15 protein-coding genes are annotated in these 17,529 nt (G+C 66.0%); 11 read left to right on the top strand and 4 right to left on the bottom strand.

Annotation, left to right across the window (positions count from 1 at the left end; genetic code table 11):
• Positions 1–340 precede the first annotated feature (340 nt).
• The 5 genes from J2X44_RS08670 to J2X44_RS08690 all read left to right on the top strand — a co-directional run bounded on the left by J2X44_RS08670 (position 341) and on the right by J2X44_RS08690 (position 7,668).
• Positions 341–1,540, top strand: coding sequence for a hypothetical protein (locus J2X44_RS08670; RefSeq protein WP_310249246.1), 1,200 nt, complete (start codon positions 341–343; stop codon positions 1,538–1,540).
• A 2-nt stretch (positions 1,541–1,542) separates the two neighbouring features.
• Complete coding sequence (locus J2X44_RS08675) at positions 1,543–3,339, top strand: type I secretion system permease/ATPase (protein WP_310089110.1); 1,797 nt, start codon at positions 1,543–1,545, stop codon at positions 3,337–3,339.
• Positions 3,336–4,700, top strand: a complete 1,365-nt coding sequence (locus J2X44_RS08680; protein ID WP_310089111.1) for an HlyD family type I secretion periplasmic adaptor subunit — start codon at positions 3,336–3,338, stop codon at positions 4,698–4,700. The genes J2X44_RS08675 and J2X44_RS08680 overlap by 4 nt, the downstream gene beginning before the upstream one ends.
• A gap of 80 nt (positions 4,701–4,780) precedes the next feature.
• Complete coding sequence (locus tag J2X44_RS08685; protein WP_310089112.1) at positions 4,781–7,006, top strand: BamA/TamA family outer membrane protein; 2,226 nt, start codon at positions 4,781–4,783, stop codon at positions 7,004–7,006.
• A 245-nt stretch (positions 7,007–7,251) separates the two neighbouring features.
• A complete protein-coding gene (locus tag J2X44_RS08690; protein WP_310089113.1) occupies positions 7,252–7,668 on the top strand; it encodes a helix-turn-helix transcriptional regulator in 417 nt (138 codons plus the stop codon).
• 28 nt (positions 7,669–7,696) lie between these two features.
• On the opposite strand, the gene J2X44_RS08695 is transcribed toward J2X44_RS08690, so the two are convergent.
• Positions 7,697–8,803 carry a 2OG-Fe(II) oxygenase gene (locus J2X44_RS08695; protein ID WP_310089114.1) on the bottom strand — a complete coding sequence of 369 codons (1,107 nt, stop codon included), beginning with the start codon at positions 8,801–8,803 and terminating at the stop codon, positions 7,697–7,699.
• Between the two features lie 282 nt (positions 8,804–9,085).
• Between J2X44_RS08695 and J2X44_RS08700 the strand changes: the two genes are divergently transcribed.
• Genes J2X44_RS08700 through J2X44_RS08715 form a run of 4 tightly spaced genes read left to right on the top strand, consistent with a single transcriptional unit; the run spans position 9,086 to position 13,774 of the window.
• Positions 9,086–10,525, top strand: coding sequence for an efflux transporter outer membrane subunit (locus J2X44_RS08700; protein ID WP_310089115.1), 1,440 nt, complete (start codon positions 9,086–9,088; stop codon positions 10,523–10,525).
• On the top strand, positions 10,525–11,835 hold the full coding sequence (locus J2X44_RS08705; protein ID WP_310089116.1) for an efflux RND transporter periplasmic adaptor subunit: 1,311 nt from the start codon (positions 10,525–10,527) through the stop codon (positions 11,833–11,835). The genes J2X44_RS08700 and J2X44_RS08705 overlap by 1 nt, the downstream gene beginning before the upstream one ends.
• Positions 11,832–12,575 (top strand): ABC transporter ATP-binding protein, encoded by a 744-nt coding sequence (locus J2X44_RS08710; RefSeq protein ID WP_310089117.1) that lies wholly within the window; start codon positions 11,832–11,834, stop codon positions 12,573–12,575. Before J2X44_RS08705 ends, J2X44_RS08710 begins: the two co-directional genes overlap by 4 nt.
• Positions 12,575–13,774 (top strand): ABC transporter permease, encoded by a 1,200-nt coding sequence (locus tag J2X44_RS08715; protein ID WP_310089118.1) that lies wholly within the window; start codon positions 12,575–12,577, stop codon positions 13,772–13,774. Before J2X44_RS08710 ends, J2X44_RS08715 begins: the two co-directional genes overlap by 1 nt.
• Positions 13,775–13,843: 69 nt before the next feature.
• Here J2X44_RS08715 and J2X44_RS08720 read toward each other — a convergent pair whose 3' ends face one another.
• The 3 genes from J2X44_RS08720 to J2X44_RS08730 all read right to left on the bottom strand — a co-directional run bounded on the left by J2X44_RS08720 (position 13,844) and on the right by J2X44_RS08730 (position 16,193).
• The gene (locus J2X44_RS08720; RefSeq protein WP_310089119.1) at positions 13,844–14,833 is read right to left on the bottom strand and encodes a hypothetical protein; all 990 of its coding nucleotides are present in this window, start codon (positions 14,831–14,833) and stop codon (positions 13,844–13,846) included.
• Between the two features lie 92 nt (positions 14,834–14,925).
• The gene (locus tag J2X44_RS08725; RefSeq protein WP_310089120.1) at positions 14,926–15,900 is read right to left on the bottom strand and encodes a S8 family serine peptidase; all 975 of its coding nucleotides are present in this window, start codon (positions 15,898–15,900) and stop codon (positions 14,926–14,928) included.
• Positions 15,897–16,193: a hypothetical protein gene (locus tag J2X44_RS08730; RefSeq protein ID WP_310089121.1), complete on the bottom strand. Its 297-nt coding sequence runs from the start codon at positions 16,191–16,193 to the stop codon at positions 15,897–15,899. The genes J2X44_RS08725 and J2X44_RS08730 overlap by 4 nt, the downstream gene beginning before the upstream one ends.
• Positions 16,194–16,318: 125 nt before the next feature.
• On the opposite strand from J2X44_RS08730, the gene J2X44_RS08735 reads away from it, so the two are divergent.
• Both J2X44_RS08735 and J2X44_RS08740 read left to right on the top strand, forming a co-directional pair.
• A complete protein-coding gene (locus J2X44_RS08735; protein ID WP_310089122.1) occupies positions 16,319–16,807 on the top strand; it encodes an RNA polymerase sigma factor in 489 nt (162 codons plus the stop codon).
• Entirely contained in the window at positions 16,804–17,505 is a 702-nt protein-coding gene (locus tag J2X44_RS08740; RefSeq protein ID WP_310089123.1) for an anti-sigma factor, read from the top strand. The genes J2X44_RS08735 and J2X44_RS08740 overlap by 4 nt, the downstream gene beginning before the upstream one ends.
• Positions 17,506–17,529: the final 24 nt, after the last annotated feature.

Genomic DNA, 17,529 nt, shown 5'->3' on the forward strand with positions numbered 1-17,529 from the left:
GATTCGAGTGCTGACCCCCATTTTTATAATGGTCTCAGAGTAATGCGGCGGGGCAAGGCGGGAAACTACCCTAACGGATATGTCCGAGGGGATAATAGACTCGATCCGCCGAATCGAAATAGACAATGAGCGTCGCTTGCAGCCGTCACGGCAGGCGACGCTATCGAGAGATTCGCATCAATCGACAGCCAACGCCGGGTAGAAAATGCTTCAGGCAACCCCGGTCGGCGCGCGCGTTCTGGCCCGTAACCAGAGCATCGCGCCAGACATCATGGTCGCGCGTGAATCCCCTGTTGCGAGCTTTGGCTTCGCTACGGGACAATGATTTTTGGGGGCCATAATGTCTGCGACGATGGAATTTTCCACGCATTACGCCGAAGCGATCCGCGATGACGCGCACCTGTTCGAAGGGGTGCCAGCCGTCGATGATCATGACGTCATGATGGACCGCTCGCCGCCGGTCGATGTTGCGGCGAACACGCGGCGACTTTGGCACGATTATCTGGCGCAATTCGATGTGACGTCGGCGATCCTGACCGTGGCCCTGCCGGGCGCGGGACCGCAACGGCATGCCTTTCTGATCGGGTTCGATCAGATACGCGGCGATGCAGCAGCAACGCGGCGCCTGCTGGCGATGATGGACGACGTCTGGACGCGGATCGGCGAGCAATCGGTGCATCATTTTCAGTTCTCCGGCGCGCTGTTTGGTGCGGCACATGGTCCGGCCGACCTGGATGCCGATGGCCCGCTTCACAACGGCATTGCCATCCAGATGAAGCGCGAAGGCAAGGCCATTCGCGCGCTGTTTTTTCGCGACGGCGGTGCTGCCCATTTCAGCGACAGCGATACCGCGTCGCTGCAATCGATCGCGCCGCTGCTCGCCGAGTCGGCGACCGGGGTCGCGCAGCTCGCGCAGCAATCGCAACGCTCGGCGATGCTAGAGGGCATGTTCGACCGGGTATCGATGGCGACGGCGCTGTTGTCCGCCGATGGTCAACCGCTGTTTCTGAACAGTGCCGCGACGGCGTTGGTCGAACAGCGCAAATGGCTGATCCGCGCCGCCGACGGCACGATCGTTGCTGCCAATCCCGCGCAGGCCAAACAATTGCGTGAAAGCATCCGCCGTGCCGCCACGGCGGCGCCGGACGCGCCGGTCGAGGATGTCTTCCGGCTCGACTGCCGCGACGGCGAATGGCGTCTGGCGTATGTCATTTCTGCCAAGTCGCGCACCGGCGACAGCACGACGCGCTGCGCCATGGTGATCATCATGGGACCGGGTAAAGTCGATGCGCCGACCTCGCTGCTCGAAGCGCTTGGTTTGCTGCCGTCCGAACAGCGCTTTCTGGGCCATTTCCTGAAATCGAGCAGCCTGTGCAACGCGGCGGAGGGATGCGGCCTTTCGGAAGAGACGGCGCGGACCTATCTCAAGCGCGTCCGCGCCAAACTGGGTGTCCACCGCCAGATGGAGCTTGCCGGATTGATCTCGGGGCTCGTGCTGCCACTGCACGCCGCGGATAGTCCTGCCCTCTGGGAGCGTTAAGCATGGCCTGGAACCCCCTCGCGCTTGGGCGGGCGTCTGGCAATTCGGACAATCTGCTCAAAAACCTGCTGATCCCGCAAAAACCGATCGCGACCCGGCTGATCCTGTTTTCGGCGATCACCAACATGGCGGCGCTCGCCATGTCGCTTTACATGATGCAGGTCTTTGACCGCGTGTTGACCAGCCAGAGCAAGGATACGCTGTTCTTTCTGTCGCTGGCGATCGCGCTGGTCATCGGACTGGGGTCGATGCTGGACGGAATCCGGCAACAGGTCGCCAACCGCGTCGGCACCTGGATGGCACAGCAATTGGGGCCAACGCTGTTGCTGCGCTCGCTGGAACAGCGGCTGATCGCGCCCAATATCAAGCTCGAGGCGCTGCGCGAATTAAACCAGGTCAAGAATTTCATCTCGACCCCGACGGTGTTCAGCGTCGTCGACATGCTGTGGGTGCCGCTCTATCTGCTGATCGTCTTTTTGCTGCACCCGATATTCGGGCTGATCGCAGCGGTCGGCGCGGCGATGCTGTTCGGGCTGACCTGGTATAACGAGCGTATCACTCGGACCTCGATCCGCGATTCGCAGGCGCTTGCGACCAGCAACATGCAATATGCCGAGTCGCTGGTTCGCAACAGCGAAGTGATCGACGCGATGGGCATGGGCAAGGACACCGTTGCGCACTGGCGCGAACGCTATGTCGCCGAAACCGAAGCGGTGGACGGCACCCAGTTTCAGTCGAGCAAGATCCTGGCGTGGATGAAATTCGTCCGCAATCTGGTGCAGGTCGCGGTGCTGGGCGTCGGCGCGCTGCTCGTGCTCGATCAACAGCTGACCGGCGGTGCGATGATCGCGGGTTCGATCCTGATCGCGCGGCTACTCGCGCCGATCGAGGCCGCGATGAGTTATTGGAAACAGTTCGTGCTGGCGCGCGAAAGCCTGCAAAAGCTGTCGCGCTTCTGCGACCTTCCGACCCCGCGCCCGTCGCAAATGGCGCTGCCCAAACCGTCGGGCGCGATGGCGATCGAAAATCTGACCTATGCCGCGCCGGGGATGAAAGGCGCCATCCTCAAGAATGTCAGCTTTGCGATCCAGCCGGGAACGTCGCTGGCGATCGTCGGGCCGTCGGCGTCGGGCAAGACAACCTTGTCGCGGCTGCTGGTCGGCGTGCTGAAGCCCCTGTCGGGGCATGTGCGCCTCGACGGCGCCGATACCTTCGACTGGATGCGCAGCGATTTCGGACCGAACGTCGGCTATCTGCCGCAAGACGTCGAACTGCTGCCGGGATCGATCCGCGAAAATATCGGTCGCTTTCGCCCCGACGCCCGCGACGCCGACGTGATCGCAGCGGCGAAGCTGGCCGATTGCCACGAAATGATCCTGCACCTCAACGGCGGCTATGACTGTGTGCTCACCGACGGCGGGCATCAATTGTCGGGCGGCCAGCGCCAGCGCATCGGGCTGGCCCGGGCGCTGTTCGGGCTGCCGCCGCTGATCGTGCTCGATGAACCCAATGCCAGCCTTGATGCGCGCGGCGATGCCGCGCTGCTGGCGACGATCAAGAAGCTGAAGGCCTTGAACATGACGACGATCATCGTGTCGCACCGCGCCAACCTGCTCGAACTGGCGGATAAAATCTTGCTGATGATGGACGGTCAGGTGGCCAAATTCGGCGATGCGCGGACGGTGGTCGAGGAAATGGCCGGCAAGCGGCGGGCAATCCCGACGGGTGAGGGCGCGCCCCCGGGCGGCGGTGCCAAGCCGAACCCGGCGATGTTCAAGCAAGGGGGGATGGACGCATGAACATTCCCTTTCGCCTGGGCGAGGACGGTGAACCGGTCCGCCTGGCGCTCCCGGCCCCCGACGACGGTCTTGATGGCCCCAAAGTGGGCCGGTCATTCCGGCTGGCGCTGATTTCGATCGGCCTGTTCATTCTGGCCTTTGCCATCTGGAGCTGGGCGGCGCCGCTCAACAGCGCTGCGATCGCCAGCGGGTTTCTGGAAGCCGCGGGGGGCGGCCGCCGCACCGTCCAGCATCTGGAGGGCGGCATCGTGCGCCGTTTCCTGGTCAAGGAAGGGCAGGAGGTGCGTGCCGGCGAGCCGCTGGTGCTGTTCGATGCGACGCAGAATGACGCCGCGGATGCGGCGATGCGGTCCAGCTTTTATGGCTTGCTGGCCCAGGATGCGCGGCTGACCGCCGAACGTCTCGGCCTGCCCGCCGTTCGCTATCCGGCCGAGTTGCTCGCGGCGGGCAGCGATCCAGAGGTCAAGGAAATCATCGCCGCCTCCAACGCCGAATTCGCGTCGCGGCGGCGCGGGCTGTCGGAACAGGCTCAGATCCTGGACCAGCGGATTGGTCAGTCGAACGCCGACATCCGCAGTTCGGGCGCCCAGATCGCGGCGCTGACCGATCAGGCGAAACTGCTCGACGACGAACAGATGGGCGTCGACATGCTGGTCGATGAAGGGCTTGAGCGCAAATCGCGGTTGCTGGCGTTGCAACGGCAAAAGGCGCTGGTCGATGGCGAGCGCGGCAAGCTGACCAACAATCTCGACCGGCTGCGCGACACGATTGGCGAGACGCGCGCCCAGATGGTGTCGCTACGCGGGCAGATGGTGCTCGAAGCGGCGGGCCAGCAGCGCCAGGTGCAGTTGCAGATTGCCGAAATCCGCGAAAAGCTGAAAGTCAGCGGCGACATTCGGGCGCGGCAACAGGTGATCGCGCCGATCGATGGCCGCGTCGCCAATCTGCGGCTGATTACCCCGGGCGGCGTCATCGGGGCCGGGCAGCCGATCCTCGACATCGTCCCGACTTCGGAAAAGATCGTCGTGTCGGCGCGGCTGCGGCCGATCGACATCGACATGGTGCATTCGGGTCTGAAGGCAGAGATCAAGCTCACGCCATATAAGGCGCGGGTGATCCCCAATCTGCTCGGAACGGTCAAAGAGGTCAGCCCCGATGCGATCTACGACAAGGACGCGCAGCAAATCTATTACAAGGTGATCGTCGAGATTTCGGCCGAACAGTTAAAGAAATACCCTGATGTTCGACTGATGTCGGGGATGCCGGCCGAAGTTTACATCGATCTTGGATCGAGTTCATTGATGCAATATTTGTTCCAGCCGATGATCGACAGTTTCAATCGATCTTTCCGGGAAGGGTGACCTCGGCGCGGATCTTGCTGGGGCAAGCACCGGGGGTCGGTCGGGACGAAAGGGGAAGAGGGTTGTCGGGATACGGAATCATGTTCCGGGGCGTCCACCAGGCGGTGCAGGGCACCGCGCTGGGCGTTGCGGTCATGTTCGGTATCGGCGAGACGACCCCGCTGTATGCGCGCGAGCCCGCGATCCTTCAGTCGGCGCCGCATCCGGTGCTGCGCCAGTCCACCGCCATGGCGCGGGTGCTGGTGCTGAGCGAGGGGCCGCCGCGCGATCGGGATCTGCCGGTCACCGCGACCATGGCGCGCACCGCTGGATCGGACGGTCCGTTCGCGGCGGTGCCGATCGTCTCCGAAACGGGTAAGACGGATTGGCCCGTTGCGCGTCCGGTTGCCGAACAGGATGCCCAACTGCGCGCCGCGCCGGTCGTCGATTGGGACGCGCCTTTGCCGTCGCCGCTGGCCGCGACGCCGAAGGCCGATGCCGTCGATACGGCGTCGCCTCCAGCGTCCGCACCCGAAGCATCGCATGCGGTCGCGGCACACCGGCCATTCCCCGCGTTCGTTGCCGATGTTTCCGCTGCACATTGGTTCGACGATCGCGGCGCGCAGCGGCAGTCGTTGATCGCGCGCAGTGCCGACGGATCGGAAAGCGGGCAATGGGGCTGTCACGACTGCCGGGACGCCGGCGGCAAAGCCGCAAGCCGCAAGCGCCCGCCGCTCGCGATACCGTCGGCCGGCGGCGTGGCCAGCGCCAAGGCGACAAAGCGCAGCGGTGCACCGCGCGCCACGGCAAAGTCGGTGCCGGTGCGACTGGAGCCGCTATTCTCGGCACGCTTTCCGCCGTCGGCGCCGATCACTACGTTCGACGCGCCGGCGCTGCCGACCGACATGGTTCATCTTGCCTGCGTCGTGGCGGCGCAGAACCGCATGGGGCCGCCGTGCTTCGCGGTGGGCGGCGCGATACGAACCAGCCGCAAAGCGCGGGCCGCGATGAGCCGGTTTCCGGCGTTCGATCCCGATGTCTCGACCGCGCCCTGGCTCGGCGATACAGGGTCACGCCGCGCCGCGCTGGCCATGCGGCCCGATGCCTCGAAATTGGGCGAGCCAGCGGGCGATCGTGAAGGCGCAGGCGAGGGTGACGCCGAGGCGGTGCCCGACATCGCGACCGGCATCGACGGCGCCGATGGTCAGGCGAACGAAACCGACCTGCTGGCGATCAAGACGCTGCCGCGCGGCGGGCTGGCGTTTTCGGGCGGCTATTCGTCGCTCGAAGGCCCGATCGGAACGGTCAAGATCGCGCGCACCAACATCGGCGCGCCGGGGCGCGACATCACCGCTTCGGTGCGCTATTCGAAAATCCAGCGCCTGGCCGAATTTGGCGTCGCCGACGCCAACTTCATGGGTAGCAAGCTGTCGGTCGCACCGACCTTTTTCTATTCTCGCTCGACCGCTGTCGGTTTCGACGAGCAGGAAAAATCCTCGGTCTTTCGCCAGACGGCGCGCGGGGTGAACCTCTATCTTGGCAAGCCGATCGGGCGGGGTTTGCGCGTTGCGGCCAACTACCGTTATTCCGACGAGGATTTCCTGATCCGGCAAAAGAACGCCCAGTGCGACGTCGGCCTTCACGGCAGCCCCTTTTGCAATGCGCTTGGCCAATCGACCAGTTCGGTGGTCAGCGTCTCGCTCAGTCTCGACCGCCGCAACAGCACCGTCGATCCGACGCGCGGGTTCCAGCTGCGGGTGACGCAGGACCTCGCCGGGCCAGGCGGCACAACGCGCTACGCGCGGACGCGCGTCGGCGGCACATTTCATCATCGGCTGAGTGGCAATTTCGACGTCTCGCTGGGTGTCGAGGGCGGGCTGATGAAGCCGATCGGTGGCCGCGAGATTCCGCTGTTCGATCGCTTTTACATCGGCGGCAACAGCATGCGCGGTTTCGACCTGCGCGGTATCGGTCCGAAAGTGGTGCCGTTGACGGCCCCTGCGGGTCTGACGACGGCGGTCGGCGGCCGCGCCTATTATGTCGGGCGGTTGGAAGTATCGTTTCGGCTGGAAGGCGCGATGGACAGATTCGGCGTGTCGCCCAGCCTGTTCGTCGATGCCGGGTCGGTCTTTGGCGCCTCGAAAGCCGAGCTGTTGCCGGGCGAGCGGCTGATCGGCAATTCGGCGAAGCCGCGGGTCGCGGTCGGCCTTGGGCTGGCGTTCAACGCCGGCCCCGGCAAGCTGCGGTTCAATCTGGCGAAACCGGTCGTGCGGCAAGAGGGTGATCGATCGAAGACATTCTCGATCGCCTTGGGGACCGCCTTTTAGCGTCGATTTCCAAGACCGCGGACCGGCACTTGTGCGATCGCGGGACAGTCGCCCTTTTCACGTGTCCCCATCAGGGAATGACGGAAAACTGCGATTTACGGCATGTCTGCATCGATAGTGGCGCGGTGTTTGAGGGGGGCGTCAATGGATGCGAATGCCATCGGAGAAAAGGACGTCATATCAAGGCGAGCTTGTCTTGGCGCGGCGTTGATCAGCCGGTCGCCGTTCCGCTGGGCGCGACGGCGATGAGCGCCTCGGCCCACCCCATCGAATATGAAATGGTCGAACCCTTGCCGACGCGGCTGCGCCGGTTTCGCGAGCAATGCGGGATCAGCCGGTCGGAACTCGCGATGCGAACGGGGCTGAGCCGTCCGACGATCTGGGCCTGGGAGTCGGGCAAGACCCAGCCGCGGCTCAGCAATCTGCGGGTGCTGGCGAGCGTGCTGGGCATCTCGCAACTCGAGCTTGTTGGCGGTCTCGAGGCAGCGGTTCCCGATGACGATCTGGACGTGATGATTTCGACCGACTGGCAACATGGCGAGATTCCTGCCGGCCTGGCCAATCCGCAGCGGCTGAGCATCATGATCTATGCCGCAAAGCTGAGCATTGCGGCGCTCGCCGGGATCAAGGCGCAGAATGTAAAGATCTCGATCGAACTCTGACCGGGCGCGCCCGAGTTTGGCCCCGGCGCTATTGCCGGTAGGCGCCGACGCCTTCGCCCAGATATTGATTATTTTCTTCGCGCTGCGCCGCGGCGGCATCGTCATACAGAAATGGCAGAAATGCATAGCGCCGTCCGCGGGTGACCGGCGTCGCCTCGTGCAGCAGCCCGCAGCCAAAGACGATCGCACCGCCGGGGGCAGGGCGATAGGTCCGCGTGCCATATTCAGGGAAACGCAACTCGCCACCGTCGAAATCATCGTTGAGGTTGATCGTCACCGCAAAGCGGCGGTGTGCCGTGCCCATCGTCGTATTGTCGCGGTGGGCGCGAAAATGACCCGCGACCGATGCGTCATAACAGGCAACGATGTAGCGTTCCATGCGGGTCGCGTCGAAGTTGAAAGCGCGCTGGATCACCGGGCGCAGGCAATGGTTCACCCGCGCGCTGAGCGCGCGGCAAAAGTCCTGATCCTTGATCGTGACATCGGACCGGCGCTTGTGGCCATGATCGATGATCGACACTGTCTTGCCATCGACTTCGCGCATGAAGCCCGAATCCTGGCCGCCCTCGGCATCGTATAGCGCGATCAGTTTCTGGCAGGTTGCGCGGTCGAAGACGCGCGGCACCGACAGCACCGGCGCCCAGTCCTCGGGCTTGCCCTCTTCGGCCAGGCGATCGATCAGCGCGAGAGCTTTGTTGGCGTCGGGCAAGTGATAGCGGCCCGCGACGCGCAACTGCCGGTCGAGGACGATGATATAGGGCTCGTAATGATTGCTGCTCGCGCTGCAAGCGCCATAAGCGTCGCTGACCGCGCGGTCGCGGTCGAGGATGTAGCGTATCCCGGGGGTGCGGGTTTTGACCCGCCCCGCCGTTTCGTCGGCGGGGTCGACGGTAACGCCGAAAAAACAGCTGCGGCTGTCGTCGAACCGGTCGGTATCCGCCATCAATATCTTGTGCGCCGCCGCGACCGCATCACTTGCCGCCGATCCCATAAAGAACAGCACAACGGCGCGTCCGGCAACCGTGTGAAAAGTATATTGCGGGTTGACGTCCAGAACATGCGCCTTGAACCACGGCGCCGCCGATCCGACGACCGGCTTCGGGATTGAATCGACACTCGTCAGCAATTGATTCATGATTTGCCCCCGCCCCCGCGTGATGCTTTGCGTTTTTTAGCATCGCGAGCAACGGCATACAAGCACGCACAGGCGGTTGTGGGCTGACCGAAATCAGGACAGCAGCTGGTTGACCGGCAGGCGCACTAGGTCATCGCATCATTCGCCAGGGGATTGCAAAACAGTCGGAAATATCGTCCACCGCGGATGGTCAGACGGTGCCGTGCCTGCAAAGGTTGCACATCGCGGACATTATGGCCTCGCGCGTCGCGAGCGCGGACGCGCTGCCTTTGTGGGGGACGGATGAAAAAAGCAGGAACGCGCTGGCTGCTGGTGGCCATTGGAGCCGGTGGGCTTGGCGGCTGTGCTTCGACCGCGTCTCAGGTCGCGCCGCAGACTGGCGTCCCGGTCCCGGCGCAATGGTCCGACGGCGTCGAGGCCCGGCTCGAGGAGACGGCGCGCAACGACACCCCGCGATATTGGGCCGCGCTGAACGATCCGTTGATCGACCGCCATGTCGATCTCGCGCTCGCCAACAACCGCGACCTTGCGCAAGCGGCGGCGCGCGTGGGGCAGGCGCGTGCCGGCGTCCGCGCCGCCCGGGCGGGCTTTTTGCCGCGGGTGGATGCCTCGGGCGGCCTGCGCCGCGATGTCGGCGACCTGGCCGACGACCGGCTGCTGGTATCACTGAGCGCCGACGCGCAATGGGAAATCGATCTGTTCGGCCGCATCGGCAACGACGTCGCCGCCTCGCGCGCTGATCTGGCCGCGGCGGGATATGGCCTTGCCGATCTTCGGCGGCTGATCGTCGGCCAGGTCGCCCAGGCGACCATCGCGGCGCGGGCGCTGGCGGTGCAGCGCACGATCGCGCGCGACACGCTGGCGATCCAGGACGACAATCTTCAGATCGCCCGCTGGCGCTTGCAGGCTGGCCTGGTGTCCAGCCTCGACGTCGAGCAGGCGGCGGCGCAGCGCGCCCAGACTGCGGCCAGTATTCCCGCGCTCGACCGTGATTTTGCCCAGGCCGCCAATAGCATCTCGACGCTGATCGGTGAGCCGCCGGGGACGGTTCGGACCGCGCTGGCGGCGACCGTCGCCCCGATCCCGGCGCCGCCCGATGCCGTCGGCCGCGATACGCCCGCCGCCGTGTTGCGCAGTCGCCCCGACGTCCGGCAGGCCGAGGCGGCGCTGATCGCCGACAGCGCGCGGATCGGGGTGGCGCGTGCGCAATTGCTGCCGCTGGTGCGGTTGACGGGCAATGTCGGGACGTCGTCCTTTGGCATCGACAATCTGTTCGACGTCGTCACCGGCGGGCTGTTCGCGGGCGTCAGCCAGCTGCTGTTTGACGGTGGCGCCGCGCGGGCGCGGGTCGCGGGGGCCGAGGCGGCGGCGCAAGGCTCGCTGGCGGCCTGGGAGCAGGCGATCCTGCGGGCGCTGGAAGATGTCGAGAGCGCTGGCGCCGGGCTGAGTGCCGCGCGCGAACGGGTGGTGCTGTTCGGCGCCGCGCTGGATGCCGCGAACAATGCCGCGTTGCTCGCGCGCAGCCAGTATCGCGCGGGGCTGATCGATTTTCAGACCTTGCTGACCGCCGAGAACCAGCTGCTCAGCGCGCGCAACGCGCTGTCCGCCAGCGAGGCCGAGCGCGCCAATGCGTTTGTCGCGCTCAACCAGGCGCTCGGCGGCGGCTCGGACGCCGCGAATTTCAATCCGGACCGCGCCGGTCCGGGCGAGGGGATCCAATAATGACCGACACGACAGCCGGGCCGCCCGTGCTCGACGAATTTCTGGGCGCCCAGCCGCGGCCGCGCTGGCGGCGCTGGATGAAATATTGGCTCCCGGCGCTGCTCGTCCTGGTGGTGTTGCTCGGCGTCGCGACCTGTTCGCGCGGCAACGACGAACCGCAGTATATCACGCAAGCCGTGGTCGAACGGTCGCTGGTGCTCAGCGTGACCGCGACCGGCAATTTGCGCCCGACCAACCAGGTCGAGGTCGGATCGGAAGTGTCGGGCAAGCTCGACAATGTCTACGTCGATGTGAACGATCGGGTGGCGCGCGGCCAGGTTCTGGCGCAAATCAACACCGATGTGATCGAGGACCAGATCACGCAGGCGCAGGCCAATCTGAATGCGGCGCGCGCCCAAGTCGCGCAGGCGCAGGCGACGCTGGACGTCGACCGGGCGCAGCTGGCGCGGCTGGACAATGTCTTTCGCATTTCGGGCGGCAAGGTGCCATCGCAGGTCGAACTCGATCAGGCCAAAGCGGCGGTCAAGCGCGACGTCGCGGCGGTCGCCGCGGCGCAGGCGAATGTGCGCGCGGTGGACGCGCAGCTGTCGTCGGCGGTCACCAACCGCAACCGCGCGGTCATCCGCTCGCCCGTGTCGGGTGTGGTGCTGGCGCGGCAGGTCGAACCGGGCCAGACCGTGGCCGCCAGCTTCAACACGCCGACGCTGTTCATCATCGCCGAAGATCTGTCGGCGATGCAGTTGCGGGTGGAAATCGACGAAGCCGACGTCGGGCAAGTGCGCGAGGGCCAGGGCGCGAGCTTCACCGTCGATGCCTATCCGGGGCGCCGTTTCCCGGCGCGCGTCGAGCGCGTCGACCAGGCGTCGAGCAACACCGCGTCGCAGGCGAGCCAGCAATCAGCCGCGGCGACCGCGGGCAGCAACGCCGTGGTCAGTTACGAGGCGCGGCTGGCGGTGGCCAATAGCGAAGGGGTGCTGCGACCGGGGATGACCGCCACCGCGACGATCGCCACCGGCAGCACCGGCAAACGGCTGCTCGTCCCCAACGGCGCCCTCCGCTTTCAACCCGACGCCAAGGAAAAGGAAGACGCCAGCGTCCTCAATCCCGAAATCGGGCTCGAACAGAATGAACAGCGCGCTACGATCGGCGCCGGTAGCCGCCAGCGGGTGTGGGTGGTCGGCAGCGACGGCAAGCTGAAGCCGATCGATGTGGTGACGGGGCAAAGCGACGGGCGGTTGACCGCGGTTACCTCGTCGCAGTTGCGATCGGGCATGAAAGTCGTGACCGGCAAGGCGGCGGCGAGCCAGTGACCCCAACCGCCTCCCATCCCGCTTCCAGCACCGCGCCGCTGATCGAACTGGCGGCGATTACCAAGACCTTTGGTCAGGGACCGGCGGCGTTCCAGGCGCTCAAGGGTGTCGATATGCGGATCGACAGCGGCGATTTTGTTGCGGTGATGGGGCCATCGGGCTCGGGCAAATCGACGACGATGAATATCCTCGGTTGTCTGGACGTGCCGACAAGCGGCGTCTTCCGGTTCCAGGGGATCGAGGTCCAGGCGCTGGACCGGGACCAGCGCAGCCTGCTGCGCCGCCGCTATCTGGGGTTCGTGTTCCAGGGCTTTAACCTGCTGGCGCGGACCACCGCGGTCGAAAATGTCGAGCTGCCGTTGCTCTATCGCGGCGAGAAAAAGCGGGTGCGCCATGCCGCCGCAATGCGCGCGCTGGATCAGGTCGGGCTGGCGCCATGGGCCGATCACACCCCCGCCGAACTATCGGGGGGGCAGCAACAACGGGTCGCAATCGCGCGCGCCTTGGTCACCGAGCCCGCGGTGCTGCTGGCCGACGAGCCGACCGGCAATCTGGATACCGAACGGTCGCTGGAGATCATGGATTTGCTGACCCGGCTGAACCGGGACGGCATTACCATCCTGATGGTGACGCATGAAAAGGAAATGGCGGCGTTTGCGCGCACCATCGTCAATTTCCGCGACGGGCTGGTCGAAAATATCGAACGCGGCCTGCGCGCCGATGCGGCGACGACCGGCTGATGTTCGGCGCCACCCTGCTGCTCGCGTTCCGCGAAATCCGCCGCCATCTGCTGCGTTCGTTCCTGACCACGCTGGGCATCATTATCGGCGTCGCGGCGGTGATAACGATGGTCACCCTGGGCAATGGCGTCACCGCGTCGGTCAAGGATCAGATTTCATCGCTGGGATCGAATGTGCTGATCGTGTTTCCGGTGCGCGGCGATCGCGGCGCGCCGCGGCCGTTCAAGCAGGACGATATTGACGCCGCGCGCAAACAGATTGCCGGCGTCGACGATGTTGCGGGCAGCGTGTCGGCCAGCGCCACCGCATTTCATAACGGTCAGAGCTGGCAAACGAGTGTGCAGGGCGTGGAAAACGCGTTTCTGCGTGCCCGGTCGATCGAGGTTGCCGAGGGCCGCGCCTTTACCAACGACGAAGTAACTGCGGGCCGAAACGTCTGCCTGATCGGTCCAAAGGTGGTGCAGGCGGTGTTCGTCGCCGGGGCCAGCCCGCTGGGGGCCAAGATCCGGCTCGACAATGTGTCATGCACCGTCGTCGGCCTGCTGAAGGAACGCGGCGAAGGCGGCGGTCCCGATCAGGACAGCGACAATGTCGTGATGATGCCGCTCAAGACGGTGCAGCGGCGCTTTACCGGCAGCGACGATCTGCAATATTTCGTGATCAAATATGACAGCGCTTATGCCAGTGCCACGATTCAGTCGTCGCTCGTCGCCCTGCTTCGCGAACGGCGGCTGCTTCAGGGCAGCACGATCAACGATTTCAACGTCGTCGATACCGCGCAAGTCAATCAGGCGCTGGGCGCGGCGACCGGGGCGTTGACCGCGATGGTGGCGGTGATCGCGGGGATCAGCTTGCTGGTCGGCGGGATCGGGATCATGAACATCATGCTGGTGTCGGTGACCGAACGGACCCGCGAAATCGGCATCCGCCTCGCCATCGGGGCGCTGGCGCGCGAAGTGCAGTTGCAGTTCCTGACCGAAGCGGTGGTGCTGTGCTGTTTCGGCGGGGTGGTCGGCATCGTGCTGGCATTCCTACTGTCGTGGGGGCTGGCGGGCGTGATCGATGTGCCGTTCCTGTTCGATCCCGTCGTCAATATGCTGAGTTTCCTGTTCTCGGCGTTGATGGGGATCACGTTCGGCTTTTACCCGGCGCGGCGCGCGTCAAAGCTCGACCCCATCGACGCGCTGCGCCACGAATAGCCGCCGGGCGGCGAACGCAAAAATACGCCGGCAGAACGGCCGGCGTATTCCCTCTCACGATGACCAGCGTCAGTCGGCGCGGGCGCTGCCCCGATCGGCGCGATTGCTTTTCTGGGCGCCCTGCGATGTCGGCTGGCTCGCCGGCTGAACGGCTGACGGGCTCGCAGACTGGCTGGCGGGCGCGCTCGCGGCCCCATCCTGCTGGTCAGCGCTTTGCTGATCGGCGGCTTTTTTTAGCTGGCCCTTGGTCATGCCGGTGACCAGCACGTCGCCCGAACCCGCAAAACTGGCGGCGGGCAGCGTCGCGACGCGGTCGCCGACTTCAACGGTCACCGCCTGCACCACACCGCGGCCGGTCTGGCGCAGTTCCTGAACATAGCCGATCACTTTGCCGCGCGGGTCGGTGACCGGCATGCCGGGCTCGACCGCGAACATGCCGCTGCCGTTCGCCGCGCCGCTTCCCGCGGCGGCGAGCTCGCCCAGACTGCCCTGGAAGCTGCCCGCGATCGCGCCGGCGCCGCTGGCACTGCCTGAGACGCCTGACAGCGCGCCACCGGCCCGATCACGGACAGTCCCGACCGCACCGCGCGCGGTGCCGGTAACGGTCGAAGCGGTGCCCTGTGCGGTGCTGACTGCGCCGCGCGCCGTTTGACCGACAAAGTCGGTGCCGACCGCCTGGGCGTCGATGGCGCCGCTGCTCGCGGCGCTGCCCGACCCGGTGGCGCTGCCGCCCAGGCGGTTGCCGAGCAGGTCGCCCTTGCCGTTGGCCGATCCGTTGCCGCGCGCATCGGCGCTGCCCTTGCCCTGGACGCGGCCCGAGCGGCGATCGATCTGGGTGTCGCCGCGCCCCGACCCGCTGAGCTCACCGGCGGAGCCGAGGGTGCCGCCGATCGGCCCCGTCGGATTGCCGAGCGTCCCGCCCAGACCGCTGCCGAGCCCGCCGCCCAAACCGCCACCAAGCCCGCCGCTGCCGCCCAAGAGCTGCGCCGACGCGGGGGTCGAAAATGCCATTGCCGCCGCGGCCAGCGCGAGGCTCGAGATGAAAATACGATTTGCCATTGCTCGTCTCCTGAATTTGCGACCCGCAGGAGCGGGTCTGAGTGGAGAACGATGGGGCTGGCGAAATTCTTCCGAAAAAAAGACCGCCGGTGTTACCGACCGCCGCAACGCCCGCAGATCAGGCCATGGCCATAGATTTTGTCGCGGCCCGCCTTGCCCAAGTCGCGGGCCTCGACGACCAGCGCGGTGACGGCGGCGGCGATATGGTCGGTCGATACGGCGGGATAATGGTGGGCGAGGCGTCCGGCGACCAGCGGCGCGGCAAACGACGTGCCGCGCAGCCTTTCGGTCGCGGCGGCGCCGGTGGCGGCGAGTACCGCGGCGCCAGGGGCGGCGAAATCCACATGCAGCGCGCGTCCGGCTTCGGTCAGGACACGCTCTTTGGCGTCGACGCCGGTCACCGCGAACACTCCGTGATAAGAGGCCGGATACGCCGGGGGCGCCGCGGGGCCGTCGTTGCCGACCGCAGCGACGATCAACATGCCGCGCTGCTGGGCCCGCGACACCGCGATGGCGAGCAGCTTGTTGTCGGGGCCGACCAGGCTGATTGTTGTCACCGCCACGCGGCGCGCGGCGAGCCACCCGAGCGCCCGCGCGATGGCGCTTGCGTTGCCGCCGGCCGGGTCGGTGCCATAGACATCAGCGGCCAGCAGCGATTGTCCCGGCGCCGCGCCGCGCACATTGCCGTTGCCGATCAGCAGCGATGCGACCGCCGTCCCGTGGCGACTGGCTGTCGGCGCGCCACTGGCAAAGCCGCGCTGCTCGACCCGGCCGGCCACCGAAGGATGCGCGGCAACGCCGCCGTCGATCAGCCCCAGCGTAGGGACGGATGATCGCGCGGGAGCAGTCGCCAGCGCCGCGGTGGGCAGCAAACCGCCCGGTCCGCTTGCGAAATAGAGATGATCGGCATCGATGGCGGCATCGGGCAGGCGCTTGGCGAGGCGCTTTTGCGCCCGCGCCACACTTTGCCCGGGCGGCACGGCAAAGCGGGCGATTTCCAGATCGAGCCCGTCGATGCGTTCGCGCCCGATCAGTTTGAACCCGTCACTTTGCGCGCGCGCAATCATCGCGTCGTCGATACCGTGGCGATCAGGATGCCGCGAACCGCAGGCTCGCCATTGCGGTCAGGCTCGATCCGATCGCGTTGTGTGCGCAACAGGTCGGTCATCCGGCCCAGTCGTGCCTGGGCCAATGTATCGCCCACCGCGATCAGCGGCTGGTTACCAAGTTTGGGGAGCGTGGGCAGCGTGCGCGCCGCATCGGGCAGCTGGACCGAAGGCAGCGCAATCTGGGCGCGCAGCTGCGGCCCGTTGCTCAACAGCAGGCCGATCATCAGCAATAAAGCGGTCAGATAGCGCACGAAAATTCCTCGGTCGGGATGGGCGGTGTCAGGGCCAGCGGCAGTTTTCGGAAAAACTTTAGCATGTCGGGGAAGAAACGATAGGATCGCGTCGTTTCTTCCGCAGCTGTGATGAAAAGGCAGATATGCGCTTCGAAGACGAACTGGTGGCCCTGTTACCGCGCTTGCGCCGGTTTGCGCGCGGCTTGACGCGGCACGCCAGCGATGCCGACGACCTGTGTCAGGCGGCCATCGAACGCGCCTTGAAATCACGCGATCAGTGGCAACACGGAACAAGACTGGATAGCTGGATGTATCGCATCACTCGTAACCTCTGGATCGACGAGCGCCGCGCCGCCGGGCGCCGCGGCCCGCATCAATCGATTGACGGCGACGTTGTGCAGATCGCCGGCGACGGGATCGCCGAGGTCGAGGTCGGCGCTTTGCGCGGCGACGTCGATGGCGCGATGGCGCGGTTGCCCGACGAGCAGCGTGAGGTCGTCATGCTCGTGCTCGTCGAAGGCTATGCCTACCGCGAAGCCGCGGACATATTGGAGGTGCCGATCGGCACCGTCACCTCGCGCCTGGCGCGCGGGCGCGAAACATTGATCCATTATCTGGGAGAGGCAGCATGAGCTTTGACCCCGACATCGTCGCGGCGTTCGTCGACGGCGAACTCGACGACCTGACGGCACGCCGGGTCGAACGCGACGCGGCCAGCGACACGGCTTTGGCGGCAGAGATTGCGCGCCTGCGGGCGCTGCGAAGCCAATTGACCGCCCATTATGACCCCATTGCCGAAGAAGCCGTGCCCGAGCGCCTGCGCGCGCTGTTGGTCGCGGATGGCAAGGTCGATACCAGTTTGGACGCCCGCCGCGCCATCAAGCGGCCGCGCTTTGAAGCGATGCATTGGGGGGCGCTGGCGGCATCGCTGGTGATCGGCCTGACGATCGGGTTGCAGCCATGGGGGCCGACCGCCGATGTGACGAGCGACAATGGCGTGCTTGTGGCGTCTGGACCGCTGGCCGACGCGCTCGATACCCGGCTGGCATCGAACCAGGCCGCCGACGCTTCGGTACGGATCGGGCTCAGCTTCCGCGACAACGCCGGTCGCTATTGCCGCAGTTTCGAAAGCGGCACGATCGACGGTATCGGCTGCCGCGCCGACGGCGGCTGGCAACTGGAACGCACCCGGCGTGGGCAGCCGCGCGGCGACTATCGCCAGGCGGCGTCGGGCGAACTGGCGGCGATGGCGGCCAGCATGATGGTCGGCGAACCGCTGGGCGCCGAAGCCGAGCGCACCGCCCGCGACAGCGGGTGGGCGCCGCGATAGGTCGGCGGCCGGGCGTCGTGTCGC

The organism is Sphingopyxis sp. BE259 (assembly GCF_031457495.1).
Lineage (GTDB): Bacteria > Pseudomonadota > Alphaproteobacteria > Sphingomonadales > Sphingomonadaceae > Sphingopyxis.